General features: G+C 44.3%; 25 protein-coding genes and 1 riboswitch. Of the genes, 12 read left to right on the forward strand and 13 right to left on the reverse strand.

Annotated elements, in window-relative coordinates; all coding sequences use genetic code 11:
• Positions 1-51: 51 nt before the first annotated feature.
• Positions 52-987: an NADP-dependent oxidoreductase gene (locus NFU07_RS14890; protein WP_251479431.1), complete on the reverse strand. Its 936-nt coding sequence runs from the start codon at positions 985-987 to the stop codon at positions 52-54.
• A 159-nt stretch (positions 988-1146) separates the two neighbouring features.
• On the opposite strand from NFU07_RS14890, the gene NFU07_RS14895 reads away from it, so the two are divergent.
• The 3 genes from NFU07_RS14895 to NFU07_RS14905 are packed head-to-tail and all read left to right on the forward strand — an operon-like array spanning position 1147 to position 3114.
• Positions 1147-1521, forward strand: coding sequence for a GntR family transcriptional regulator (locus NFU07_RS14895; RefSeq protein ID WP_246809857.1), 375 nt, complete (start codon positions 1147-1149; stop codon positions 1519-1521).
• Positions 1521-2393, forward strand: a complete 873-nt coding sequence (locus NFU07_RS14900) for an ATP-binding cassette domain-containing protein (protein ID WP_251479583.1) — start codon at positions 1521-1523, stop codon at positions 2391-2393. Before NFU07_RS14895 ends, NFU07_RS14900 begins: the two co-directional genes overlap by 1 nt.
• A 1-nt stretch (position 2394) precedes the next feature.
• Positions 2395-3114, forward strand: coding sequence for a hypothetical protein (locus NFU07_RS14905; RefSeq protein ID WP_251479432.1), 720 nt, complete (start codon positions 2395-2397; stop codon positions 3112-3114).
• Positions 3115-3175: 61 nt separating this feature from the next.
• Here the strand turns inward: NFU07_RS14905 and NFU07_RS14910 are convergent, their stop codons facing one another.
• The gene (locus NFU07_RS14910) at positions 3176-4195 is read right to left on the reverse strand and encodes an NAD-dependent epimerase/dehydratase family protein (RefSeq protein ID WP_251479434.1); all 1020 of its coding nucleotides are present in this window, start codon (positions 4193-4195) and stop codon (positions 3176-3178) included.
• A gap of 186 nt (positions 4196-4381) precedes the next feature.
• On the opposite strand from NFU07_RS14910, the gene NFU07_RS14915 reads away from it, so the two are divergent.
• From NFU07_RS14915 to NFU07_RS14930, 4 genes are all read left to right on the forward strand, one after another.
• Complete coding sequence (locus tag NFU07_RS14915) at positions 4382-4939, forward strand: DUF4256 domain-containing protein (protein WP_251479435.1); 558 nt, start codon at positions 4382-4384, stop codon at positions 4937-4939.
• A 99-nt stretch (positions 4940-5038) separates the two neighbouring features.
• Positions 5039-5147: riboswitch (SAM riboswitch) on the forward strand.
• 130 nt (positions 5148-5277) lie between these two features.
• Positions 5278-6126, forward strand: coding sequence for a transporter substrate-binding domain-containing protein (locus tag NFU07_RS14920; protein WP_251479437.1), 849 nt, complete (start codon positions 5278-5280; stop codon positions 6124-6126).
• 60 nt (positions 6127-6186) lie between these two features.
• Positions 6187-6870: an amino acid ABC transporter permease gene (locus tag NFU07_RS14925; protein WP_235198404.1), complete on the forward strand. Its 684-nt coding sequence runs from the start codon at positions 6187-6189 to the stop codon at positions 6868-6870.
• Positions 6871-6885: 15 nt separating this feature from the next.
• On the forward strand, positions 6886-7635 hold the full coding sequence (locus tag NFU07_RS14930; protein WP_251479439.1) for an amino acid ABC transporter ATP-binding protein: 750 nt from the start codon (positions 6886-6888) through the stop codon (positions 7633-7635).
• A gap of 196 nt (positions 7636-7831) precedes the next feature.
• Here the strand turns inward: NFU07_RS14930 and NFU07_RS14935 are convergent, their stop codons facing one another.
• The 4 genes from NFU07_RS14935 to nhaC form a co-directional block, all read right to left on the reverse strand.
• A complete protein-coding gene (locus NFU07_RS14935; protein ID WP_251479441.1) occupies positions 7832-8098 on the reverse strand; it encodes a hypothetical protein in 267 nt (88 codons plus the stop codon).
• Positions 8099-8149: 51 nt separating this feature from the next.
• The gene (locus tag NFU07_RS14940; RefSeq protein ID WP_251479443.1) at positions 8150-9676 is read right to left on the reverse strand and encodes a leucine-rich repeat domain-containing protein; all 1527 of its coding nucleotides are present in this window, start codon (positions 9674-9676) and stop codon (positions 8150-8152) included.
• An 18-nt stretch (positions 9677-9694) separates the two neighbouring features.
• Positions 9695-10138 (reverse strand): hypothetical protein, encoded by a 444-nt coding sequence (locus NFU07_RS14945; protein ID WP_251479445.1) that lies wholly within the window; start codon positions 10136-10138, stop codon positions 9695-9697.
• Between the two features lie 79 nt (positions 10139-10217).
• Positions 10218-11672 (reverse strand): Na+/H+ antiporter NhaC, encoded by a 1455-nt coding sequence (gene nhaC, locus NFU07_RS14950; RefSeq protein ID WP_251479447.1) that lies wholly within the window; start codon positions 11670-11672, stop codon positions 10218-10220.
• 233 nt (positions 11673-11905) lie between these two features.
• Here nhaC and NFU07_RS14955 point away from each other — a divergent pair, with 233 nt between their 5' ends.
• The gene (locus NFU07_RS14955) at positions 11906-12679 is read left to right on the forward strand and encodes an ABC transporter ATP-binding protein (RefSeq protein WP_251479449.1); all 774 of its coding nucleotides are present in this window, start codon (positions 11906-11908) and stop codon (positions 12677-12679) included.
• Complete coding sequence (locus NFU07_RS14960) at positions 12676-14508, forward strand: FtsX-like permease family protein (RefSeq protein WP_251479451.1); 1833 nt, start codon at positions 12676-12678, stop codon at positions 14506-14508. Before NFU07_RS14955 ends, NFU07_RS14960 begins: the two co-directional genes overlap by 4 nt.
• Before the next feature lie 49 nt (positions 14509-14557).
• Here NFU07_RS14960 and NFU07_RS14965 read toward each other — a convergent pair whose 3' ends face one another.
• Genes NFU07_RS14965 through NFU07_RS14975 form a run of 3 tightly spaced genes read right to left on the reverse strand, consistent with a single transcriptional unit; the run spans position 14558 to position 16207 of the window.
• Positions 14558-15076, reverse strand: coding sequence for a YcxB family protein (locus NFU07_RS14965; RefSeq protein ID WP_251479585.1), 519 nt, complete (start codon positions 15074-15076; stop codon positions 14558-14560).
• Positions 15077-15100: 24 nt separating this feature from the next.
• Positions 15101-15553: a GNAT family N-acetyltransferase gene (locus tag NFU07_RS14970; protein ID WP_251479453.1), complete on the reverse strand. Its 453-nt coding sequence runs from the start codon at positions 15551-15553 to the stop codon at positions 15101-15103.
• 54 nt (positions 15554-15607) lie between these two features.
• Entirely contained in the window at positions 15608-16207 is a 600-nt protein-coding gene (locus NFU07_RS14975; protein ID WP_251479455.1) for a TetR/AcrR family transcriptional regulator, read from the reverse strand.
• 155 nt (positions 16208-16362) lie between these two features.
• On the opposite strand from NFU07_RS14975, the gene NFU07_RS14980 reads away from it, so the two are divergent.
• Positions 16363-17145, forward strand: coding sequence for a glucose 1-dehydrogenase (locus tag NFU07_RS14980; RefSeq protein WP_251479457.1), 783 nt, complete (start codon positions 16363-16365; stop codon positions 17143-17145).
• 144 nt (positions 17146-17289) lie between these two features.
• On the opposite strand, the gene NFU07_RS14985 is transcribed toward NFU07_RS14980, so the two are convergent.
• The gene (locus tag NFU07_RS14985; protein ID WP_251479459.1) at positions 17290-18207 is read right to left on the reverse strand and encodes a hypothetical protein; all 918 of its coding nucleotides are present in this window, start codon (positions 18205-18207) and stop codon (positions 17290-17292) included.
• 207 nt (positions 18208-18414) lie between these two features.
• Between NFU07_RS14985 and NFU07_RS14990 the strand changes: the two genes are divergently transcribed.
• Together NFU07_RS14990 and NFU07_RS14995 are read left to right on the forward strand one after the other, a co-directional pair.
• Complete coding sequence (locus NFU07_RS14990) at positions 18415-19311, forward strand: sulfurtransferase (protein WP_251479461.1); 897 nt, start codon at positions 18415-18417, stop codon at positions 19309-19311.
• Positions 19312-19536: 225 nt separating this feature from the next.
• A complete protein-coding gene (locus NFU07_RS14995; RefSeq protein WP_251479463.1) occupies positions 19537-20679 on the forward strand; it encodes a hypothetical protein in 1143 nt (380 codons plus the stop codon).
• Positions 20680-20798: 119 nt separating this feature from the next.
• Here the strand turns inward: NFU07_RS14995 and NFU07_RS15000 are convergent, their stop codons facing one another.
• The 3 genes from NFU07_RS15000 to NFU07_RS15010 all read right to left on the reverse strand — a co-directional run bounded on the left by NFU07_RS15000 (position 20799) and on the right by NFU07_RS15010 (position 25308).
• Entirely contained in the window at positions 20799-22301 is a 1503-nt protein-coding gene (locus tag NFU07_RS15000; RefSeq protein ID WP_251479465.1) for a phytoene desaturase family protein, read from the reverse strand.
• Between the two features lie 204 nt (positions 22302-22505).
• Entirely contained in the window at positions 22506-23702 is a 1197-nt protein-coding gene (locus NFU07_RS15005) for a M14 family zinc carboxypeptidase (protein WP_251479467.1), read from the reverse strand.
• Positions 23703-23958: 256 nt separating this feature from the next.
• A complete protein-coding gene (locus tag NFU07_RS15010; RefSeq protein WP_251479469.1) occupies positions 23959-25308 on the reverse strand; it encodes a GntP family permease in 1350 nt (449 codons plus the stop codon).
• Between the last annotated feature and the right edge of the window lie 10 nt (positions 25309-25318).

A 25318-nucleotide genomic window follows, 5' to 3' on the forward strand; every position in this document is an offset into this window, starting at 1 on the left:
AGCAACCCATACAAAAAAGCAGGCCCATTTGGATTGGACCTGCTTCCTCACTTACTTCACTTTAATGACAATCTTCCCTTTCGCATGATGCGTTTCGCTCGCAGCATGCGCATCCTGCAAATCTTTTGCAGAAAATCCGTAAGTCTCTCCAATGACCGGCTTTAACTTGCCTTCTTCGTAAAGATCCGCCAACTTCCGCAGCTTTTCACCTTCCGGCTGAAGGAACACATAGCCGGTTTTGACGCCGTGCTTCTTGGCTGTTTCTTCATCCGGCGGCTGCGCAATCGACACGAGCATTCCGCCTTTTTTCAAGACATCGAAACTTTTTTCTTGAACGTCCTCTCCCAAGGTATCCAGGACAATATCAAAATCCTGGATCACTTCTTCAAACGCTTCTTCTTTATAATCGACAACTTGGTCTGCTCCCAATGATTCCAACAGCTCTTTGTTTTTGCTGCTGGCGGTTGCTGCCACATAGGCACCAAAACTTTTAGCGATTTGGATGGCGTTCGTCCCGACACCGCCTGCCCCTGCATGCACCAATACTTTATCGCCTTCTTTTACGCCGGCCACTTCAACCAGGCATTCCCATGCGGTCAACCCTACTAACGGAATCGCCGCACCTTCTTCGAATGTCATCGCATCGGGCATTTTCGCAAGTAAATGCTCTTCCACCGCAATAAATTCGGCATAAGTCCCTTCTCTTGTGAGTTCAGGCCGCACGAATACGCGGTCGCCCACTTTGAAATCCTTCACATCTTTCCCAGTTTCAACAATGACTCCCGCTGCATCCCACCCAAGGATGATGGGAAACTCAAAAGGCTGCATCTCTTTCAGATACCCCTCCCGCAGTTTCCAGTCGATCGGGTTAATCGAAGTCGCATGGACTTCAAGCAGCACTTGATTGTCTGCCATTTTTGGCATGGGCATATCTTTTTCTTTCAGTTGTTCTTTTCCACCGTACGCTTCAATTACGATTGCTTTCATCTGACTCTCCCCTTTCCTCCTTTCTCTTTTCCCCTTATTTCATTTTCAAACACTGCCTTTATTTTTTATCAGAATGATTGACAAAACGAATATAAGGATATATGGTTATACACATAAGTATATAACCATATATCCTACACAAAAAAGGAGGTGCATCCATTGAGCAGTCCATTTGATTCGAACAAACCCATTTTTCTTCAAGTCCGTGAATTGATCGAAGACCAAATTGTGAATGACCAGTTAAAAGAAGGCGATCAAGCGCCATCGACCAACCAGCTTGTGAGTTTCTACAAAATTAACCATGCGACCGTTTCTAAAGGCATCAATCAATTAGTGGATGAAGGCATACTATTCAAAAAGCGAGGGATTGGCATGTTTGTAGCAGAAGGAGCAAAAAAAACATTGGTAAATCAACGCAAAAAAGCATTTGTCGACAATTACGTTGTTGGCTTAGTACAGGAAGCGAAGAAACTCGGCATTTCCCAAGAAGAAATCATTGAACTGATTAAAAATGCGAAAGGAAGTGACACATGATGGAAGCTCATATCAAATTGGATAACGTGACATTGAAATTCGGTAAATTTGAAGCATTGAAAGATTTGTCATTATCACTCGAATCGAATCGGATCCACGGCTTGATCGGACGAAACGGCGCAGGCAAAACTTCCCTTCTGTCTTTAATCGCCGCTTTTCGTGAGACAACGGAAGGGCAAGTTTTCATTGACGGTGAACCGGTATTTGAAAACGCCGATAAAATGCTGCAAGTATCTTTTATTTACAACAAAGACTACAAAGAAGAATACGAGAAAATTCCGCAGTATCTTGAATTTCCGGAATATTACCGGCCAAATTACGATAAAGAATATGCCGACTATCTGCTGAAACGATTTAAACTCCCATTGGATAAACCGATCAGCAAATTGTCGAAAGGGATGCAGTCCGCGTTGAATGCCGTCATCGGACTGGCAAGCCGTTCTCCGATTACGATTTTTGATGAAGCTTATGTAGGCATGGACGCACCAGCGCGTGAAATTTTTTACCAGGAAATTCTGGCTGATCAGGCGAAGCATCCTCGTACGTTCATTCTGTCCACTCATTTAGTATCGGAAATGGATTATTTGTTCGATCAAGTCGTCATCATCGACCAAGGCCGCCTCGTGTTGAACGAAGATTACGAAACAATCGCTTCCCGCGGTGCTTCTATTACAGGTGCAGCGGATCAAGTCGATGCATTTGTCGCCGGATTAAAAGTCTTAAATGAACAAAAGCTTGGGGGTACGAAGTCCGTAATGGTTTACGGCGCTTTAAGTGAAGAAGACCAACAAAAAGCGCAGCAGCTCGGCTTAGAAATCGGTCCGGTATCCCTGCAAGATTTATTCATCCACTTAACAGAGGAGGCACACTGATATGAAATCGGTCAAACTCTATACGAAAATCGCAAGAGACTCCTTCTTGGAGCAATTCAAATGGAGCATCTGGTTTTTCTCATTCCTGACACTTGCCCATGTCATCGGTATGTTTATCGCCAATCGCAATGACGCTAATGTGGAAGGATTCTTCGTCTTCTCCAGCTACTCAGCCGCCATTTTCATGCTCGTCTGTGGAATCATCGCTGCTTTCGGCTTCATGGCGTATTTTGTCCAGCAGGGAATCAGCCGAAAAGATATGTTCTTTGGAGTAGTCATCGGCGCTTTCGGACTCGCAATTGCCGTCACTGTGGTGCCGCTTGCTATCCATGCCATCGAACACCTTATTTCCAACTTTGTTTCCATGCCCGTAAAATCAGATAGCCTGACCATTTTCGAACGGACAAGTGGCTGGTTTTCTGCCATCGGGGTCTTCTTCCTGAACGTGTTCACTTATTATTTGGTCGGCTGGCTGATCGGCATCGGCTATTACCGCTTTAATTGGCTGATTGGACTCGGGTTTGTCGGGCTCGCGATTATGGCCCTCAGCTTGAATGGATTCTTCTGGGGAGAAGCAGGCTTAAGCACCATCATCCCTTGGATTCCGTACATTCCAACTGAAGCAAGCTTGCTGATGGCCGTCATCGGTTCGCTCCTTTTGATTGCCGTATTGATCATAGCTACCCGTATGCTGACAAAACGTATACCGATTAAACTGTAATAAATCAAAAACGAGTTTTCACTGGATAAATTTCATCCCGTGAAAACTCGTTTTTTCCCTATTAAAGTGCACGCTGCTGCCAGTCCTTCAGCACAGCCTGTTCTTTTTCCGGATCCATCCCCGTTTTTCGTTCAGCCGTTTCCCGTGTCATTTCCCATTCACGAGTGGCGCGAATAGTATCACTGAGCGGTCGGAACCTTAGTCCGGCTTGCACGGCTTTTCGGATATCCACTCCGAGAAAGCCATTCATATACATGCTGTCCGGAATCCAAAGCGGCAATTCGGACCAGCCTTCCACTTTGTGGCCCAACAGAAATTGCTCATCCACCCAGATAAAATCCGCATCGCTCTTAAGAGTGGCCTTGCATTCCTCCAAGAATTTTTCCATCGTCAATGCGGATTCGGGTCCGGTCGCATTGAATGTGCCTGTCCGTTGTTCTTCGACCAGCCGGAGAATCCAATCCGCCAAATCCCGGACATCGATAAACTGGATTTCCTTATCTCGCCGCCCCGGCGCCAACACTTCACCGCCTTTATCCACGCGGTTGACCCAGTAGGTAAAACGATCCGTAAAATCATATGGTCCGACGATAAGTCCCGGCCGGATATTCAGGGCACCTTCCGGAAACGCACGTTCCACTTCTTGCTCACACAAAAATTTCAACTCACCGTAATGTTCATTGATGGCAGCTTCCGCCTCTTTCGTTTTCAATTCTTCCAGCTTGTCCGCTGAAAGCTGGCCGACTGCGTGTTCTTCATTTATCCCCGGAGATTCTAAATCGACGTAAACCGATGCGCTTGAAACGAATGTGTAATGCCCTACGGATTTCGCCAGCAGTTCCGCAGATTCCTGAACGGACCATGGAAGATAGCCAGATGTGTCAATAACGGCGTCCCATCTCCGCCCCCTCAACGCTTGTAAATCCCCGTACCGGTCGCCGATCAATTTCTCCACTTCTGGAAACAAATCCGGATTCGCTTTCCCTCTATTGAACAAGGTCACTTCATGGCCGCTGCTGAGAGCCGCCTCGGTCAGAAATCTCCCCAAAAAACGGGTCCCTCCAAGGATCAAGATATTCACATACACTCCTCCTTCAATTTACTGAATGAAAAACGATCTGCTTGTCTGCTTGTCTGCTTCTCTTATTCTGCAAAAGCTCCAGACAATCCTCTACTGAAAATAAAACAGATGCACCTCTCCAAAATCCCGCTGCTTTCTTATATACTAAAACCATCAATAGCAAAATCCATTAAAGGAGGAATCGGCATGAGCAAGCAATTATCACCCGAACAACGCGAAGCATTTCTCAACACGTTAAAAGAGCGGTTCGAGAAAAACATCACCCGCCACGAAAACTTCGAATGGGCCAAAATCCAGGACAAACTGGAAGCGAATGAAGACAAATTATGGTCGCTTCATGAAATGGAACGGACTGGCGGCGAACCGGATGTTGTGGATTATGATGCTGCAGCCGATGAATACATTTTCTTCGATTGCTCCGCGGAAAGCCCGACTGGCCGCAGAAGCGTCTGCTATGACCCGGAAGCACTGGAATCGCGCAAGAAAAACAAGCCCGAAAACAACGCCATCGGCATGGCGGCGGACATGGGAATTGAATTGCTGACAGAAGAACAATACCGAAAGCTGCAGTCGCTAGGGAAATTCGATATGAAGACATCGAGCTGGGTGCAGACTCCTGCTGAAATCAGAGATCGCGGCGGTGCTCTTTTCTGTGATTTCCGCTACGGGCAAGTGTTTCTGTATCATAACGGAGCGGATTCGTATTATGCCGCTAGGGGATTCAGGGGATTGTTGAACGTTTAACAACTTCTAATAAAAAATAAGATGAGATTTATCAGAATTTTGTGTTGACGGTAAAATATAATGATGATACAGTTGTCAACATAGTTTAATAGCAATTTGTTCTTATCATGAGAGGTGGAGGGATTGGCCCTACGAAACCTCGGCAGCGGGCTCACTTTAGAGCACTGTGCCAAATCCAACAAGCTTTGATTAGCTTGAGAGATAAGAAGAGCAGAATATCAATGTGATTTCGCATGCCTGCCTCTTCTTATAGAAGAGGCTTTTTGTTTGCCCTCATATCTGGACAATTCTATTAACTTAAAACCAAGTAAACCAATAGAAAAGGAAGGTGCAAAGACATGAAAAACACCAAACAGCTTTTATGGATCGTCGCAATTACAGTAATCGGTTTATTTCTAACCGCATGCAGCAGCAATGAATCTTCAAATGAAGTGAATGCTTCAACAGAAAACAAGGAACAGAACACTTGGGATCGAATTGAAGAAGCAGGCAAAATCGTTGTCGGCACAGAAGGGCTTTACTACCCGATTACATATCACGATGAAGAAACAAAAGAATTAACAGGATATGATGTAGAACTTGCTCGTGCCTTAGGAGAAAAGCTTGGATTGGAAGTTGAATTCAAAGAAATGGAATTTGACGGATTGCTGCCAGCTCTTCGCAATGGCCAAATTGATATTGCCGCGAATGATTTTTCGATTACCGACGAACGCAAAGAAATATTTGATTTCACGATTCCAGTCAAGCATTCATATGGTTCAGCCATTGTCCGTGAAAGTGACAACTCCGGCATTGAATCAGTAGAAGATTTGAAAGGCAAAAAAGTCGGGGGTTCTGCGACCAGCAACTACTCGAAATTTGCTCAAGAACAAGGGGCTGAAGTGATTGTCTACACAGGCTCTGACACGGTGCTTCCAGAAATCGTCAGCGGCCGCGTCGATGCTACGCTAAATGACTATCTTGTCTTGTTGCGCTCACTTGAACAGTTTGATAAACCGGGATTGAAACTGGCTGAAGATGTTAGATTCTCATTCAGCAGCAGTGCTATCGTAATGCCGAAAGATAGCCCAGAGCTAAAAGGAAAACTTGACGGTGCTATTGAGGAGCTTCTTGCTGATGGCACATTGAAAGAAATTTCAACTAAATTTCTTGGTGCTGATGTAACACAGCCGCTTGAAGAAGAATAAACATTTTTTGAGGAATCCTTGGATTCCTCTTTTCTAGATACTAAGTAAAGGAGTCTTCCAATGGCCGACTTTAAATGGGAATATCTTTTTAATGTAGAAATCGCAATTGATTCTCTTCCTTTTATTCTGGAAGGAGCTTGGCAAACCATTTTGATTGCACTGGTCAGCCTAGTATTTGCTTTGATCCTCGGTTTATTTGTAGCCCTTGCCCGAATGAACCGCTTTATCGGACTGTCTCTCCCAGCCCGGCTTTTCATCTCCTTTATGCGGGGCACTCCGCTTTTGGTGATGCTGTTTATCCTGTATTTCGGCTTCCCCATGATCGGCATTGAAATGCAGCCGCTTACTGCTGCCATTATCGGCATCAGTATTCATTTTTCTGCCTATACGGCCGAAATTATCCGTTCTGCCATTTCTTCTGTATCGAAAGGACAATGGGAAGCTGCTGAGACGCTTCGGATGAGCTATTGGCAAACTATGACGCGCATCATTCTGCCGCAGGCAACGCGCATTGCTTTGCCTCCACTATCGAGCACTTTCATGGATATCATCAAAGGAACTTCGCTAGCGATGGTCATCACTGTTTCTGAAATGTTCTACCGCGCTAAAGTGGTGGTCGGGCAAACTTATGAAAGCCTAACCTTATATATTCTCGTGGCACTCATTTACTGGTCCATTTGCATCCTTGTCACCTTGCTTCAAGATTATTTAGAGAAAAAAGCAAACCGCTATGTCACTGCCTGATAGGAGGTTCCCAAATTGATCAAAGTTGAAAATTTAAGCAAGCAATTCAAACAGGTAGAAGTCCTGAAATCCATCTCATTGGAAATAAAAAAAGGCGAAGTTGTCAGCATCATTGGCCCATCCGGTTCTGGCAAAACAACCTTACTGAGATGCCTGAATCTCTTAGAAACGCCTTCAGGCGGTTCACTTCAAATCAATGATGTCCATGTTTCATTCACTGGGAAAACACCAAGTAAAAAGCAAAAAGTTGATGTTCGCCAATTTTCTGGTATGGTCTTTCAGCATTTTCATTTATTTCCGCATAAAACCGTGATTGACAACATTATTGAAGCACCGCTTGTCGTGCAAAAACGGAACAAGCAGGAATTGGTGCGTGAAGCAGAAGGATTGCTGGAAAAAGTTGGACTTTTGGAACATAAAAACCAGTATCCGGAACAATTGTCGGGCGGCCAAAAGCAACGGGCTGCGATTGCCCGGATTCTCGCACTGAAACCGGATCTCCTATTATTTGATGAACCGACTTCTGCACTAGATCCTGAACTTGTTGGCGAAGTGTTGACGGTCATCCAGGAGCTCGCCTTAGAAGGTCAAACCATGGTTATCGTAACGCATGAGATGGATTTTGCACGAGAAGTTTCAGATCGCATCGTATTTATCGCAAATGGGCACATTGTCGAACAAGGAAAGCCCGAAGATATTTTCACAGCTCCTAAAGAAGAACGGACGAAGAAATTTCTGCAAAAGGTCTTGCTGAAAAGAGCTTAATTCATAAAAACAGCCGAACTCGTCCATCAAAGTGGAGAGTTCGGCTGTTTTAATTGGAATAGGAACAGGGCATTTTTGTAATGGGTTCATCACCTGACACCAAATCAATTTGGTATTCCATACAAGCGAATGAATAATGCCGGTAGATTTTCCCTCTATTTTTCTCCTGCGCCTCTAAGTTTGTATCCATTCTTAATCAATCCATCAAATCTGACTTCTCCAAGATCCGAAACGCATACCCTTGATACACTTCATGTTCCTTGGCTACTGTAAAGTCTTCAAACGTCGCAGAATAGAATGCATAGGAAGAAAATCTGATTTGCCAGCGTTCCAAAGTCTGCGGATTCCCGATGAGCAAATCCGTTTCGTTAGAGCTTCCATCGAAACGTACATTTAATAATTTGCTTGCTTCCTTTGTCTGTTCAAACCCTTCAAAAGAGAGATAATACCCCCTCTTTCCCAATCAACTCTTGATACCCCATGCACTCACTCTCCCAGCTCAATTACCCATTCTTCAGCCTTTTCTTCCCTCACGCAGGCTAGTGAGCCATAGTTCTTCCTCAGCTTCGGTCATAGGTCCTGAGATTTTGGAGAAGTCAATTGGCCGGCTGACCTTTTGCTTTAAGGTCCAGAATTGCTGGAAACTGCCAGCAAAAAACTGCAGCGACGCTGATTCAGCGATTACTTCTAAATTATTGATGAATGTGCCCTCACACTCTAGATTTTCAACCGGTATTTTTAATAACTCTTTGGCATCTTCTATTGAACAATCGATCAAGTGGAGAGTCTTCAATTTGTTGCAGCCTGTCAAAAAAGAAAGCTCCCGAAATGCTGCATGTTTAATCGTCAATGACTCCAAGTTCTTTAAGCGATAAAAAGCAGTCAAATCACCGCGTGTTACGCCTGCCATTTGTTCAATCGTCAAATGTTTTAATTTCGGCAATTCGCTTAGAGCATTCAATTGTTTTGGACTGTAAATCGAAACAGACAAGGTCTTCAAGTTTCGAAGCTGTTTTAAAAAACTAAAATCTTCGATATGGGTATTGGCCATATTGAGCTCTTTTAACTTAGCTAAGGACATCAGCGGCCCTCCATCTGTAATTGGGGTATGGGCCAAATATAAATAATCCAGATTCTCAAGTCCTTTTAAAGCTTCCACTGATTTTACCGGGTTGCCGCCAATGTAAAGCCGCTTGAGTGATTTCAAATTCTCCAGCGGAGTAAGATCTGAGATTTCATTGCTGCTCAAGACCAGTTCCCGAAGATCATTGCATGCAGCAAGAGGCGCAATCTCCCGGATTCCTTTTGCGCCGAGATACAAGTTCTTTTTTCCAATAAACACTTTAAAGCTGCCATACTCTTTTTCAATCCGTGCTTTCCATTCTTCTCCGTATTCATCTAATGATGCGGCCACTTCAGTTCCTTTTGCCTCTCTTTGCATGACCGGCAGCGCCAGCGTTTTCAGCGCGTCAAAAATATGGGTGTCTTCTAACTGGCCGTAGCTCCAGCTTTCTTCTTCATCGATGGTGTAAAATCCGTCTTCCAGCGTTTTCAGGATAAAAGCTAGAAAGTCTTTGATGCTCCTTGCAATAACATATTTCACTTCTTCGTCGCGTCCGTAGTTGATGACTTGCCCGACTGTCCCTTTTTCACCAGGGTCGAAGTCGAGCCCTAAATAATTGCCTCCGGAATCATGGGCAAGCGGTATCCATTTTTTATTGAAGTACAGCTCTTTGATCGCTCCTGCCGGCACAGAGTAGGAAGGAATTTCATCGTTCAGATCCTCATCAACTATACCCGCTGAAAACCGCCATTCGGAAAGCATGGCTTCAAGCGGCAGGAAGGCCATCCCAAAGAACAGCCCCGCCGTTTCATCTGCATTTCCATTATGTAATTGATACAATCCTTTTAGATCTTCCGGAAAACCGATGCCGATTTCTTCCTCAGCTTGACTGATTTCCTCAAGGGTTGCAGATCCGTTTAAAAATTCACCGAAATAAGGCCGAAGCTTTCTATTGATTTGATCCATTAATTGCTGCATACAGCCACTCTCCTTTCTTTAATGCCAGTTATGTGAAGCAACAAAAGCCGCACAGACAACAGTGAATTTCCTTCCCGGATAAACCTGCTGCTTCTGTTTTATGGATTCTTGAGCAGCTTCCACTGCTTCCTTCAGCGAATAGAAATCTTCGTATTTTTCAAAAGCAGAAAAAGCGATGTGTTCACTCTGCGGATGCACTTGGACAAAGAGGAAATTCCGAAAGGACTTAGGCTGTCCGACGTCCGCTAAAGATAGATCCGTCCACTCGTCCAACTCAACGATAGCCATCCGTTTGTATATGAACAAAGCCGTGTAGCCCATGCCGACCTCCTCGTAGGCACGCTTCAAAAGCGCAGACGGGTCTTCTCCAATTAAAGGAAACGTGCTCTCAATTCCCCGATTCGACATGTAAACGAAAAAGTCCTGTGTTGCCTTTTTGTCAATCAGCTGTTTTTCAACCATAGCCAAAACCCCTTTTTCCTTTTATTATAACTTAAATAGAGCCTCCCACTTTTTCTTGGGAGGCTCTATTTTTCAGTGTTTATACACCTTCTAATTCAGTTTCGCGATTTGTTTTTTCCTGTTCTTTTTCCATTTGCTTCATATCTTGTTCGCTTAATAGTTCAATTTTAAATCCGGTAAAGGCCAGTATAATTCCGATGATCGGCACGGCATAATTGAGCACGGCATAAGGGGCATAATCAAACGGATGCACAGCAAGCGTCGCCATGATAAAGACGCCGCATGTATTCCAAGGTACAAAAGGTGAAGTTACCGTACCTCCGTCTTCAAGGGCACGGGAAAGATTCTTTGGATGCAGCCCTTTATCCTGATAGGCTTTTGCATACATTCTGCCTGGTAAAAGAATAGATATGTATTGTTCAGATGCAGTCGCGTTCGTGAAAAACGCGGAAACAATCGTTGCCGCAATCAAGCTGCCTGCCGACTTCGCGACTTTCAATATCTGTTTTACAATTGCTTGCAGCATTCCCGTATGTTCCAATATGCCGCCAAATACCATGGCGAAAATAACCAATGAGACGGTGAACATCATCGATTCGATGCCGCCGCGGTTAAACAGTTCATCCACCATTTCATTGCCGGATGACATCACATAACCATCATGAAGCGCATTGATTGCATTTCCGACATTTCCGCCTTGAACGAAAATCTCACAAAGAAAACCTAAAACTACCCCAACTATCAACGCAGGAAGTGCTGGCACTTTCATGATAACCAGTACAGCAATCGCAACCGGCACCAACATTAGCCATGGTGAAATAATGAAATTGCTGTTGAGCGCGGTTAAGATGCCTTGAATATTTTCTTCATCCACATCCGCTCCGCCGAACTGCCTGCCAAGTACAAAATAGACGATCAAAGCCAGAACAAGCCCTGGAATCGTCGTATACGTCATATGTTTAATATGTTCAAACAGATTCGTCCCTGTCACACCTGCCGCCATATTGGTCGTATCCGACAACGGCGACATTTTATCGCCAAAATAAGCACCCGAAATAACCGCTCCCGCTACCATGGCAGGTGCGATTCCCATACTCATGCCAATTCCCATGCCAGCAACTCCGATTGTGCCCATTGTTGACCATGAACTCCCGATGGCAAAAGCGACAACGCCGCAAATAAGGCAGATTGTCACTAAAAAGAGGGATGGGGTAATGATTCGAAGTCCATAGTAAATCATCGTAGCAATCACACCGCCGCCAATCCATGAAGCAATGATCATTCCCACCACGATGATGATCAATACTGCCGGAAGCGCCAAACGAATGCCTTTATAAGCACCTTGTTCAATCGTTTTCCATTTATAGCCGAGCCGCCAAGCGATAAATGCGGCAACGACACTGCCCGCAGCCAGCGGAATATGCGGGCTGCCTTCAAATAAAATAATCGTGACCGCCATAATGGCTATCATCGTAACGAGTGGAATAAGAGCTAATAGAAACGGTATCTCAATATCTTGTTGTTTTTTCTTCATCCTATGTACTCCTTGCTTTTTAGAGTCTGAACTTCGATCAACTAACGATTGAATAATTTTATGGTACTTATGGCACTTAATTTTATATTCCCCAAACAAGGGCAATTGTAACGGCAAAAAATGAATTTTTTAAAAATCATAGCTGTTTCTTAAGAAATCCTTCATTTTTCCCTACGGAATTTCTTCACTTTTCCTCGTTATAGTAAGTGTTAACAATGAATGGAGGAATTCATATGACGGCCATTTTAACCGCTAAAAACATTTCAAAAGTATATGGAAAAAAAGGGGCAATTGCCTATACCGCCATCCGCAACCTATCTTTCACCATGGAAAAAGGAGAATTCATCGGCATCATGGGTCCTTCCGGTTCTGGCAAAACGACCTTACTGAATACGATTGCAACTTTGGATCCTGTCACTGAAGGCGAAATCACAATCGGCGAAACTTCCTTGTCCACAATGAACGAAGAAGAACTGTCCGATTTCCGGTCCCAACAGCTCGGCTTCATTTTCCAAGATTTTAATTTACTCGAAAACATGAGCGTCTTTGAAAATATCGCCTTGCCGCTTTCTCTCCGGAATACAGCGGTTCCTAAAATAACTGCCACGGTCCAACAAGTTTCGTCTCTCCTTGGAATTAACGACATTCTGGAGAAATTCCCTGCAGAAATTTCAGGTGGGCAAAAACAGCGGACAGCTATCGCGCGTGCGCTTATCCATAACCCGGCCTTGCTTCTCGCTGATGAACCGACCGGCGCCTTGGATTCGAAAAATGCAGCAATTTTGATGGAAACCTTAAGCGATTTGAACAAAAAACAAAAAGTCTCCGTCTTAATGGTGACGCACGATCCGCTCAGCGCAAGCTATTGCAGCCGCCTGCTATTCATCAAGGACGGAAAAATCGATAAGGAACTCTATGCCGCAAGCAACCGGGAACAGTTCTACAAAGAAATCTTGGAAGTGCTTGCTGGCTCGGACCAGCGTGCTGCCGCAGGTGATGCAAGATGATCCTAAAATTATCGCTTGAAGGCTTAAAGCGGAAACAACGCGATTATTTTATCTTATTTACCGGACTCATTGTCTCCATCGCGGTTTTTTATATGTTCCTGACTTTAGCTTTAAACAAAGAATTCATCACCGGCAATTCGGTCATCAACCACATTCAGTTGGTGTTCATCGTCGGCATTGTTCTCTTATCCGTAATCACTTCTTTCTACCTCTTTTACACAAATGCATTCCTTCTTTCATTAAGGAAAAAAGAATTTGGCATGTATGAACTGATCGGCGCCAAGAAAAAGCAAATCAAGCAAGTTTTCCTGCTTGAAACAATGATGATTGCAGCAGCAACTCTCGGGATTGGCATTCTCTTAGGCTCGCTGCTTTCCTGGCTTGTGTCCAGTCTTTTAGCAGCCCAATTGAATGTCGAATTCACTGCTTTCAAGGTTTTCTACTGGCCGGCTGCCTTTTGGACAATCGTCTATTTTTTAACTGTCGCTTATGCGGTTTCTTTCATTAACAACCGGAAGCTTGCGAAAGCATCGATCAATGACTTGCTGAAAGCGGATGTGAAAAACGACCTATTGCCGTCAAAGCCTAAACATTCGGCTTTGATGATCTTTGCTGGAATTATCTTTTTAGGGGTCGGCTATATCGCTCTTTTCTTTATGGAGATCCTCCGGTTTATCGGGCTCTTCCTTGCGCCGACAGCGACAACGATCGGCACGTATCTGCTGTTCATCTCACTAATGCCAATCATCGTCCGCAAATGGAAGCGCAATAAAGCCTTGAATTTCAAAGGGCTCAACGCGTTCACATTCGCCCAGCTCAGTTTCCGGCTAAATGAATTGAAATGGGTGCTTGCAACGATTGCTATGCTGATCACTTTATCGGCTGGCGCCATTGCGGGTGGTTTCGCTTTCAAGAACAATGCTTTGTTATCTGTTGACGAAGAGCGGTTATACGATGCAGCCCTTTACAATCCCGGGGAGGCAGAAGAAGAGGTATTGAAGATGATTCCGTTAGAAGAACGGCTTTCTTACCGTTTTAAAATGGACGAAGAATTTGTTTATTATGTCCAAGATGAGCTTGAGGCCAATCCGCCTTGGATCGTCGATTGGATCAGCTATAGAACAAAGCGTCCTGACCCGCTACCTGAAAATCTTGAAATTGATGAAGGAGGCTACCAAAATCTTGGAGATGATTGGACAACTGCCCTTGAGACGATTAATCCCGCCTTTTCCACTTTAGGGATGCACCGGCTTGTTTCAACGGAAGCATTCGAACGAGTTGATGCAGAAGAAATAACGATCGTCCTTGCAAAAAGTGAAGGGTTTTCTCGCTATATTGAAGAATGGCAAACACTGGACCGGCTGCAGTTGCAGGAAGAATCGAGACTGTATATCCCCTTGGACCTTGAGTACGAATCGCTTTCCAGCAAGTATTCGAATTTCGAAAGCCAATATGCATTTGCAAGCGGCACGTTTTTCATGGGCTTCTTCCTCGGCCTTGCCTTCTTGACCATGATGGCGAGCATCTTAATGTTCAAAATCCTCTCAGGGGCAAACAGCGATCTCCGCCGCTATGATAGCCTCCGAAAACTCGGGGTCCGAAAAAAAGCCTTGGAAGCATCAATCTCAAAAGAAATCTTCATCGTCTTTTTATTTCCTGCCTTGCTCGGCCTGCTCCACGTATTCGTCGGCATGCGGATGTTCACGTTCGTCATCATCGATCCGTATTACCGGTTGTGGATTTCCTTGCTCATTTTCCTGGCCATCTACGGCAGCTATTATTTCTTCACCGTCCATCTTTACCGAAAGCTCGTATTGCCGAAAGGATAAAACGAACAAACCCGCACCAGCAATAGGCTGGTGCGGGTTTGTTTATGTATCAAGCTGTTTTTTTCACTTTCTCATGGATCAGCTTTCTTAACGCTTCTGCGTCCTGCAAATCTTTTTTCGGCAGTATATATGCGGACAAACTGCTATTGTACAGATAGAAGTTCGAATCATCTTCTCCGAAATCCACAATCCCGGACCATGAAACCGAAGCTTCGCCAGTCTTGCTGATTTCTTTGAGGCCTTCTTCTGTAAATACCATCGAATGCTCTCCCAGCATGCTTCCATTATCCCCTTCACGAATCATCTTACGGGCTGTCCTTTTAATCATCCCATAATACAGCGATGGTGAAAAAATCACCCATACAATTGAAAGGATCAAAAAGGGGATCAATAAAAACAGCAGCGGCATATCCAAAATAAGAGAGAAAATCCCGGCCAGCATCACATACATCACGGGAATCAGAAAGCGCTGCAATGCCATCGACTTTCTATAGGTTTTCGAGTTTTTCGAATGGTATAAATTAAAATCAATAAATGCTTCTTCCGTCACGTCGTAAATTATTTCCATCAATTAAGTCTACTTCCTTTTCAATTAAGATAAATTCATCCGAACTTCCCGGCTGAGATACACGAGCCGTTCAATTTCCTCAAATCCATTTTTCTTATAAAATGCTTCTGCCGGGATGCCCCGGTCGGTCAAAAGAGAAACAGTGGCTACGTTATCTGACTCTAGCTTTTCAAGCAGATGCTTGAGCAGCGCTTTCCCGACTCCTTGATTTTGTACAGTCGCTTTGACGCACATCTCATAAATGAAAAATTCGTCCCCGCTCCACCAAGCGCGCTTTGCACCAAAAAGGAAACCGATAACTTCTTTGCCTTCCGTTGCGACAATTCCCATAAATCCCGGGGTGCGGACAAAATCCATCAGGTAGTGTTCTGCTCTACTTTCTTCCCACTGGTCGTTCCATGGCTCCGCGTTGAAGACTTCAATGAAAGTGATGATGCATTTTTGAAAATCGTTTTCTGCAAATAAATTTATTTCCATAAGAAACCCCTTTGTCCTAAGCAGTCGTTTTACGTGTGATTGATACAATGAAATTTACCCAACTTTAAAACCTGAAGCAATCGCCTGCAAAATTCCGATCAGATCCTTTGACACCTCGTGCGGTGATTTCTGATAGCCATTTCTTGCCCAGTCAAGAATCAGACCCGCTGTTCCATGCGCCATATACAATTTAAAAGAAGAGGAATTGATATCATGGTTGCCGATAGGCGTAAACGTGAATTGTTCCTCGAACAACTCGAAGATAGCGCGCGGCAAGTCCTGATACAGGCCAGGAATTGTATCTTCCATCAAATAGAGATTGAAAAACGAACGGTTGTCATAGATGAATGCGACGAGCTCAAAAGAATTGGCGTCCATCGATTCTGTGGAAATTTCCTTGCCCGGTTCATAGCGTTCCATGCTCGTACGCTTGATCTGTTGGAACATTTCTTTTCGCAGCTCTTCCGTTATATCCGGCTTATCCAAGTAATAAAGATAAAAAGTTGCCCGGTTATATTGCGCGCACTGGACGATGTCCGTCACCGATACATGGCTATATCCTTTTTCATTGATCACCTCGGTGAACGCCTGCTTAAACTGATGCTTTGTCCGCTCGGCTTGCGGAGAAAGCTTTTCTTTTTTCACATCCATCATCTTTTTCCTCCAAAATCGACACTTTCAACGAAACTGTCGCATTACTCAACGCATTCGCTATTTTTACTGATTGAAGCTCTTTGTGCAAAGGCTTACACTAGCGATAGATCCAATAAATTCAGTTTAGCATACCCATTAAAAAGGAGAGATATCAGATGATTAATTACACAGATAAAGTGGTTATTATCACAGGCGGCGGCTCCGGTCTTGGACGCGCAGCGGCACTTTCCATCGCCCAACAAGGCGGCAAACTCGTCCTTGTCGACATGAACAAAAGCAGCTTGGAAGACACAAAAAAAGAAATCCTTGCAGCGGCTTCAGAAGCTCAAATTGAAATCGTCGAAGCGAATGTGACGAACGAAGAAGAAGTGAAGAACTTTGTTCAATTCACCATCGACAAATTCGGCAAGATCGACGGATTCTTTAACAATGCGGGCATCGAAGGCAAACAGAATCTGACAGAAGACTTCGGCTCTGATGAATTCGACAAAGTCGTGAGCGTTAACTTGAACGGCGTTTTCTACGGCATGAAGCATGTCTTGAAAGTGATGAAAGAACAAGGCTATGGCTCAATCGTCAACACGGCTTCCGTCGGCGGGATCCGCGGCGTCGGCAACCAGTCCGGCTACGCAGCGAGCAAACACGGCGTTGTCGGTTTGACGCGCAACTCCGGAATCGAATACGGCCAATTCGGCGTCAGCATCAATGCCATCGCACCAGGTGCCATCATGACGCCAATGGTCGAAGGCTCCTTGAAACAAATGGCAGGCGATGATTGGGAAGCAGCGGGCAAAGAATTTGTCAGCGTCAACCCGATGAAACGCTTCGGCAAACCGGAAGAAGTCGGCAACCTTGTCGCTTTCCTTCTCTCCGATGCAGCGAAATTCATCAACGCTACCGTCATCCCGATCGATGGCGGTCAATCTTATAAATATTAATGATTAACAGCGTACTCCTGAAAATGGAGTGCGCTTTTTTTTATTTTATTCGGCGATCGGCAAGTATTATTTGCTATCAAGAAAATATTTCCTAGTAAGTTCCACAAAAAAGCCAGAATTACAACATACCACCTATCCTGAATCTTACTTGTACTCCCCCATAATCGTCCCTACAATAATGCCAAGCACTTGCCCCTTGAATGCATCCGGGACCGATTCGCCTGTCGGATTTATATAGTACAGCAGTTCCGTTTCCTCATTATACGTAAATCCAAGACTCATCAATTTCGTTTTCAAGGACTCTGGCAACTTGTTGCTTCCGGTCACTTGTTCGAAGTATGGAGTCGCATAGACGGAAACATCGACATCGTCCAGGCTCGATTCGAGGATAAAGAGATCCGTATCGCTTTTCAAAATCCACTGCCCTTTTGAAGAAATGGCCAGCTGTGAATATTCCAACGTCGAAATGCCGTCCAAGTTCACGCCGAAAATTTGGTTGATCAGGATACGGCTTTCTGCGCCCGTCAACTGTTCATCGTGCTCTTTGATGTAACGGTCCATCACTTCACTTTTCTTCAGCTTCATGATGCGGGCATCTTGCTTTGTCGAGTCAGCCTTTTCGTTGAATGAAAGACGCAAACTGTTCATGACCTGTTCTGAATAAATGCTCACTTGCGATCCGTAATTGTTTTTTGAAATAATATCGAGGTCGACAAAGAACACTTCTTCAACGGCTTTTCGAACTTCTTTGCCTTTAATTTTTTTACCGAATGAAGCGAGATAAAGATCCATCACTTTTACTTTTGGTATGGATTCGATTTCACTATCATGCACAGTAGATTTCTTATCGAAACCCAATTCCTCCCGCAACTCGCGCATGACTTGTTTTGAATACTTGGCTTCCTGTTTCACTTGCATTAATTCATAGGAAGTTTGACCTCCTTCTGCAAAAACACTTCCAACACCACCTGCAAAGATTAAACTTGCACCAAGTCCGATTAATACAAAACGTTTAGATTCATTTTTCATTTTCATCGTCATTTGAGCTCCTTTTCGTTTCATCTACTTCCTTTCTATTATACTTCCTGAGTGAAGCAAAATACCTAATTAATTCAATAAAAATAATTCTAAAGGTTTATTTAATGTAAATGGCTTTTAAAAGGCTCTCAATTGGTTTGGCGGTTCCACCAATAAAGTGAATGCATAACTTTTGACGCCTTTCTTTCCTACAGCGTAGAGTGGAAGCAATGAGGCAAAGGAGGAACTTAAATGAATGATATTCCATTAATCGTAACAACCGAATGGATTGCTGAACATCTCGACGATCCAAAATTGCGGATTGTTGATGCAACAGTCTTCATGAAATTTCCGGAAGCCGGCGGGCCGCCTGAAGTCGAGTCCGGCAGAGCTTCTTACGAGAATGGCCATATCCCAGGAGCAGTTTATGCGGACATTGTCGGTGAATTATCGGACACGGATTCCGCTCTTCCGTTCACCGTGCCTTCCCGTGAAACCTTCATTGAAAAAATGACGGAGCTTGGAATTGGAGACGGCCTCTATACCGTAATTTATGACCAAAACGCGTTAGTCGGCGAATCCATCGCCTCTTCCTACTGGGCATCGCGGCTTTCGTGGCAGATGCGCTATGAGGGATTCGGCCAAGTGGCGATTTTAGAAGGCGGTTTGCAGAAATGGCTTGCAGAAGAACGTCCCTTATCAACGGAGACGTCTGACTACCCGAAAGCGAACTTTTCCGGACAGCGTGATGCTAGCATGCTCGCTACCAAAGAAGATGTCCAAAAAGCGATGGACGATGAACAAACCATTTTGATCAACAGCTTGTCACCGGAGGAATTTGCCGGCACTCAAACAGATGACCCAAGAAGCGGCCATATTCCCGGAAGTGAGAACGTCTTTTTCGGACTTCATGCGGATGAGCAAACAAAAGCGCTTTATGACGACGACAAACTCCGGGCTTTGTTTGAACATACCGGCGCCCTGGATCCAGGCAAAAAAGTCATTACTTATTGCGGCGGCGGCATTGCAGCCACTTGGAATGCTTTGATTTTGAATAAGCTTGGCCAGCCGAACGTGGCTGTCTACGATGGATCGATGAATGAATGGGCGAGCGACCCCTCTTGTCCGATTGTTAAAAGTACGAACTAACTGCAAACTTAAAAGTAATCTCAGTATCTCTATCTAGAGAAACTGAGATTTTGTCTTTTATGACAAATGTAAAACACATTATGAAAGATGCGGTAATCTCAAACAATAAAAGACTAGATTCGAAATATATAATTATTACAAATATCATATTTACTATTCCATTATAACCCAGTAAATGCTACTATTTATTAGGCTTTATAGTAAAAATGAAAGATGGGATAGAACTTGAGAAAGAAATTTTTAAGTGGTGTTATGTTTAGTGGCTTAATTTTAGGATTATTGACGGGCTGCGGGGAAGAAAATCCTACTGCGACAGTTGACAGTTTTTTAACTGCTATTCAGAAAAATGACTTTGAAGAAGCTGGTAATTTTGTGCAAGGCGGCACAGAAAGTCTAACAACTAAACAAGAAGAAAGCGATAAGGCGGATGAGGAATTAGCTTTAACGATGATTGAAAATATTTCAAAGACATATGAATTCAAAAAACCTGAGGAAGTATCGGCCGACGGAGACAAAGCTGTCGTTAAAGCCGAAATTACTTCTCTTGATATGGGAACCGTTATGGCAAGCACAATGGCCGAAATCATGCCACTAGCTTTCGCCAGCGCATTTGATGAAGAAAGCGAAGCATCCGATGCCGCTTTTGAAGAAATGACTGAAAAGACGATGATGAAATACATGACGGCAGAAGATGCTGCCCTTGCTACTCGTACAATTGAATTTAATTTAGAAAAAGATGATGAAGGCAATTTTAAAATCGTAGATGATGAAAGCTTAACGGAAGCTATTTTTGCAAATATTTCTCAGTTAGAAGATATGTTCAACGAGGATGGCAGTGACACTGAGTCAGAAGAAGCTGAAGACTTGCCAGAGCAAACTTCGGAAGTATTAACAATTGTTGCTGAAAATAAACCTTATAATGCAAACCCAATAAATTTGACGATTGAAGAGGCTTCTATCAAAAAAGCAAGCAATGTCTCTGAAGATCAGCAGTCCTCCATAAATGGTATGTATACAGATGAACCAATAGGTTCTGAATTCAATTATTTTTATGTGAAGTATAATGCCGAAAACACTTCAGACCAAGATGTTTCCTTTGATGGAATCAGCGAAATTGTTTTATTCTCAGAAGGCAAACAAGAAAAAATTGATATCGCTACTGACTGGAAAGACTTCATCGACTATGATGAAGCACAAGACTCAGATTACTACGGGGCTGTCAGCAAATCTGGTGAAGTCGGTGTAGTGATAAAAACCGATCCTGCTAAAGTTGAAAAAGTTCGCTTAGTTATTGCAGGACCTTACGCAACAGAAAGCTATGAAAACCTTTCAGATGATCAAATTGTAGAATTTGAAATAACAAAATAAATTTCCTTTTAAAGCCGCATCTTTTGATGTGGCTTTTCTTTTTTAGCATTTTAAAATGCCATTCCATTGAAACCGATTTGGTTCAACAAAATGACATTTCAACATCAAACTATAACTTTTCACTTCTTGGAGTAATCGCGCTTTACAATCTTATCGCTTACTTGCATGCCGCTGAGCGTCACCATTGGCATGCCGCCGCCCGGGTTGACGGTGCCGCCGACGAAATACAGATTATCGTAAAGGTCGCTTTGTTTTTTATGCTTGAAGCCGCCGTTTTTGTTTTTATCGGAAACCGTGCCGTAAATCGCGCCGCGGTCTGAGCCATAAACCCGCTCAATGTCATGCGGCGTCCAGACGTCGCGCGTTACGATGTGATTTCGCAGGCCATGAAGTCCCATCCGTTCCAATTTAATGAGCACGCGCTCTTCAAATTCCCGGTATTGTTCCGGTGTGAACGGCTTGTCTTGGATATACGGAATATGGGGCAGGATCTTAATGTTCTCATGTCCTGGCGGTGCCTGTGTTGGATCGGTTTTATTGACATTGACAAGGTAAATTGTCGGATCGTCCGGCAGCTCGTGCTTTTCGAACACTTTGTCCATCTGTTCTTTTAAATTCTCGGAAAAGAAGAAATTATGATGGTTCAGCTGTGGATATAGCCGGTTTATGCCCAGATGAAGCACGTAACCGGAGCTTGCCGGTTCGTATTTCTTCTCCAGCTTCTCGACAAACTTCTCATCCTTTTTGACCATTTTTTTATAGAACGGAATGACTTCCATATTGGAAACATAGTAGTCAGCTGTTTTGAACGAGCCGTCTTCCAGTTCAACGCCTGCAATTTCTTTGTTCTGGTTGGTGTGCGCGCGAACAACGCCCATACCCGTATGGATCTGTACGCCTTCTTCCCGCGCCAACCTTTCCAAGCCTTCTGCTAATTTATGCGTACCGCCTTTTACATACCAGCAGCCTTGTGCATGCTGCATATAAATCATCATATTAAGTACGGCCGGTGCGCTGTAAGGCGACGAGCCGACGTATTTGACATAATAAGAAAGCATATCGCGCAAATGCGGATTGCTGATGCGTTTAGAGATTGCGCTGTACATTGTCGAAGTCAAATCGAAGCCGGTCAAAGTCGCAAGGATGCCGTTTTGGGCAACCGCTTCTTTTGGCGATTCAAAGCCTTCTTTTAAATAACTGTGCTCGGTGGTTTTATAGATGCGGCGAGCGTACTTCAGCAGCGCATAGTATTCTTTCATGTCCTTTTTGGACAGCGACGGGTTTTCCCGTTCCATCAACCGAAGATCGTGGAAAAGGTCAAGCACTGTGCCGTCCGGGAAAAATGAACGCCATTCCCGCTCAAGCCGTTGGATCGGTACATAATCTTCCAAGCGCTTGCCGCTGCCTTGGAACAATCGGTCGAAAATATGCGGCATCGTTAAAATGGATGGGCCAAGATCAAAGCCAAAACCGTCTTGTTCCAACCGGTTCACTTTCCCGCCAATGTGTTCATTTTTTTCATATAAAGAAACCTTATAGCCTTTTTGTGCAAGAGAAATCGCAGCAGATAAACCGCCAAGGCCTCCTCCAATCACAATTACGGATTTTTTCTGATTCACCATATATGTACCGCCCTTCTTTCCCCCCGATATTCTTCTATAGCCCCCTCTTTAACCTTAACGTAAAGATTCTTCAGCTATAGCCATAATCCTCTTTATTCCCTCCCTAGAGCTTTTAAAAACCTGGTAAATATAATGATTGTATAAGTTTTCTAAAACAGAAAAAAACCTGCAGCTCCGTAAAAGGAATTGCAGGTTTTACAAGTTTTAAAAAGCCGGGCTGTAGGAAGTAAGCGGAATATCTTCATAGTCTTCCGGATTCAATTGGTTAACCGAATCATCGGCTACTCCTTCGATAATAGCGGAAAGTCCGCGCTCAACCGATTTGACCAGCTGCCCTTTTTCCTTCTGCCCTAAGCTCTGCGTCTGTCCCCGCACTTCAAAAAGCACAGTTCCGCTGCCATTGAGTGCATACGAGCCGAGCGCCGTCCCTGGCAGATCCAGGTCTTGCGAATACAGGGAGATATTCGTGAATTTCGAGTTGCCGTAAGATTGAAGTTCGTTGTAGGCCAATAAATTCAATTGTCTCGAGAAATCGAAATTGTAGTTATCCGCATAGGCTGCGTATTTCGAGCCAGCAGGCGTTGTCGGATCCGGCACAAATTCGGCAGACAAGGAAAGCGTTACAGGATCAGCCGTTCCGTCGACATAATAAAGCCCTTGGTGATGCAAGTCGACGAACACATCAACGTTGCCAAACTCTTCCTGCAAGGATTTGTAGACATCACGGGAAGTTTGCGATTCAGGTGTGATAAACCAGCCCGGCTGATCGGATGCACCCGGAAAATCTTGGGCTTCTGGCACATAATTGAGATCCGGGTTAAAGTCGCGGTTTACATCAAATCCAGGATTCGCACCGTAGTCATAATTCTGGCTAATGCCGCGGTCGAGATAATTCCATGATTTTGCTGCACCTTCTAATTGCGGGAAGCTCTCAAGCATTTCGGTCCATGTCAGGCTATTGCGGCGCTTGTCGGCTTCAGAAGCGTCTGGATTCATCATCGGCATGAATACAAGCGTGACTTCTTCGCGAATTTCACGTGCCTGCTTCGAATTGCCGGACAAATTTTTCAGCAAGTTCAAAATCGCTACCGTTCCAGTCTTTTCATTGCCGTGAATTTCACTTTGAATCAACAAGACTTTGTCTCCAGTACCCACTCTTGCCGTATAAATGTCCAAGCCTTCATGCGATTGCCCAGCTACATCTACTTGAACAACACCTTTACTTGTCGATTCAATTTGCCGCAAACTTTTTTGCAGTTCCTGATAATCGATAAATCCAGAAATACTGTTGTCGTGATGATGCGTGGCCGGCTTTACATCATTGCCTACCGCATATACCGGCATCGCCAGTGCCGTACATAAACCCAATACCCCAAGCGTACTAGCAAACTTCCTCTTCAAAAACATCCACTCCCTTAGTTTTTAAATTCTCCTAACCTTAGACTCTTTTTTCTTCAAATTATTTACTTTACCGAAATCAGCATAACAAGCCTAAAACGAATAGTAAATGTATTTTGAATTTTCAATTCTTTAGTCTTTATTTCCAGCCAATCTCCTGTAAATTCATGCATCAAAAGTTTAATGCGACTAAATACTTCGACTCACTAAATACTAATAAAAAATAAAACCATCTTCCCGAAGGAAAATGGCTTTATCTTTAGACGAGTATCGTCCATAGGATCATCGTAAAGACAATCGTCGTTACCCCTTGCAGCAAAGTGGCCATTGTCTGCGCTTTGTACGCATCGGTCACTTTCATGCCGCTGAACTGGGTGATGACCCAGAAGAAACTATCGTTTACATGGCTCACTGTCATGGCGCCGGCACCAATTGCCATAACGACCAACGCTAACGGTACAGCCCCTTCAACGCCGAGCGACGGCAGAAGCGGTGCGATCAATGTTGAAGTGATGACAAGTGCCGCTGTTGAAGAACCTTGCGCTGTTTTCAAAGCTGCAGCAATCAGGAACGGAATCAAAAGGAACAGCGAAGCGCCCGCAAGTGCCGACAAATCCATTTCCGCTATCAAATCTGCGACACCGGAATTGGTTATGACGCGGCCGAAAGCTCCGCCGGCGCCAGTGATCAATAGGATTGGCGCCGCACTGACAAGCCCTTCGCCTATTAAACCGGTCAAACTTTCTTCATTCCATTTTGGCAGCAAGAAGAATGCTGCGAAAACACCGATTAAAAGGGCAACAGTCGGCGAACCGAGGAATTTCAAGACATTCGTAAATCCATCCTCTCCACCGAGCACACTTGCTACAGAACCCGCACCGATCAAGATAACCGGAAGAACAATCGGCAAGAAAGCTTTAAAAGTAGATGGCATTTCACCAAACGACTTGATGACTTCTTCATAGCTCAAATCCCCGCTTTTAACGGTATCTTCAGGGACTTCAATTTTCGAAGCGACTTTGACTGCCCAGAAATAACCGACCACAGCAGCAGGAATCGCGACGATCAAACCGATTAAAATGATTGTGCCGAGGTAATTTTCAGCGCCGATATTGCCGGCAGCTGCAATCGGGCCTGGCGTCGGCGGCACTAAAGTATGCGTTGCATACAAACCGGTTGCAAGTGCAACAGACATCGAAGCAATCGAGACTTTTGCACGTTTCGCCAAAGCTTTTTTCAAGCTTGATAAAATAATGAATCCAGAATCACAAAAAACGGGAATCGAAACGATAAAGCCGATGATCGACATCGCAAGCTGCGGCCGCTTTTCACCGATCAGGCGCAATACCACTTCCGCCATCCGGTAAGCGGCGCCTGATTTTTCTAAAATGACACCGATAATGGTTCCGGCAACGATGACTATCCCGATGCTGGTCATCAATCCGCCGAAGCCTTCATTTACGCTTAAGACCACATCTGCAAGCGGCATACCGGAAGCGATTCCCATGAAGAACGCGCCAATCAATAGCGATAAGAACGGATGGAGCTTGAATACGGCCGTCAATAACACAACCAGGACAACACTTAAAGCAATAATCACGAATAACATCTCAACACCC

It is taken from the genome of Planococcus sp. NCCP-2050, from assembly GCF_023708025.1.
Taxonomy (GTDB): domain Bacteria; phylum Bacillota; class Bacilli; order Bacillales_A; family Planococcaceae; genus Planococcus.

Excerpts from the sequence above, each read along its gene's own strand:
- NFU07_RS14890 (WP_251479431.1), bottom strand. The coding sequence starts at position 987 with ATGAAAGCAATCGTAATTGAAGCGTACGGTGGAAAAGAACAACTGAAA.
- NFU07_RS14900 (WP_251479583.1), top strand. The coding sequence starts at position 1,521 with ATGGAAGCTCATATCAAATTGGATAACGTGACATTGAAATTCGGTAAA.
- NFU07_RS14905 (WP_251479432.1), top strand. The coding sequence starts at position 2,395 with ATGAAATCGGTCAAACTCTATACGAAAATCGCAAGAGACTCCTTCTTG.
- NFU07_RS14915 (WP_251479435.1), top strand. The coding sequence starts at position 4,382 with ATGAGCAAGCAATTATCACCCGAACAACGCGAAGCATTTCTCAACACG.
- NFU07_RS14920 (WP_251479437.1), top strand. The coding sequence starts at position 5,278 with ATGAAAAACACCAAACAGCTTTTATGGATCGTCGCAATTACAGTAATC.
- NFU07_RS14925 (WP_235198404.1), top strand. The coding sequence starts at position 6,187 with ATGGCCGACTTTAAATGGGAATATCTTTTTAATGTAGAAATCGCAATT.
- NFU07_RS14940 (WP_251479443.1), bottom strand. The coding sequence starts at position 9,676 with ATGCAGCAATTAATGGATCAAATCAATAGAAAGCTTCGGCCTTATTTC.
- NFU07_RS14945 (WP_251479445.1), bottom strand. The coding sequence starts at position 10,138 with ATGGTTGAAAAACAGCTGATTGACAAAAAGGCAACACAGGACTTTTTC.
- nhaC (WP_251479447.1), bottom strand. The coding sequence starts at position 11,672 with ATGAAGAAAAAACAACAAGATATTGAGATACCGTTTCTATTAGCTCTT.
- NFU07_RS14955 (WP_251479449.1), top strand. The coding sequence starts at position 11,906 with ATGACGGCCATTTTAACCGCTAAAAACATTTCAAAAGTATATGGAAAA.
- NFU07_RS14960 (WP_251479451.1), top strand. The coding sequence starts at position 12,676 with ATGATCCTAAAATTATCGCTTGAAGGCTTAAAGCGGAAACAACGCGAT.
- NFU07_RS14965 (WP_251479585.1), bottom strand. The coding sequence starts at position 15,076 with ATGGAAATAATTTACGACGTGACGGAAGAAGCATTTATTGATTTTAAT.
- NFU07_RS14970 (WP_251479453.1), bottom strand. The coding sequence starts at position 15,553 with ATGGAAATAAATTTATTTGCAGAAAACGATTTTCAAAAATGCATCATC.
- NFU07_RS14975 (WP_251479455.1), bottom strand. The coding sequence starts at position 16,207 with ATGATGGATGTGAAAAAAGAAAAGCTTTCTCCGCAAGCCGAGCGGACA.
- NFU07_RS14980 (WP_251479457.1), top strand. The coding sequence starts at position 16,363 with ATGATTAATTACACAGATAAAGTGGTTATTATCACAGGCGGCGGCTCC.
- NFU07_RS14985 (WP_251479459.1), bottom strand. The coding sequence starts at position 18,207 with ATGAAACGAAAAGGAGCTCAAATGACGATGAAAATGAAAAATGAATCT.
- NFU07_RS14990 (WP_251479461.1), top strand. The coding sequence starts at position 18,415 with ATGAATGATATTCCATTAATCGTAACAACCGAATGGATTGCTGAACAT.
- NFU07_RS15000 (WP_251479465.1), bottom strand. The coding sequence starts at position 22,301 with ATGGTGAATCAGAAAAAATCCGTAATTGTGATTGGAGGAGGCCTTGGC.
- NFU07_RS15010 (WP_251479469.1), bottom strand. The coding sequence starts at position 25,308 with ATGTTATTCGTGATTATTGCTTTAAGTGTTGTCCTGGTTGTGTTATTG.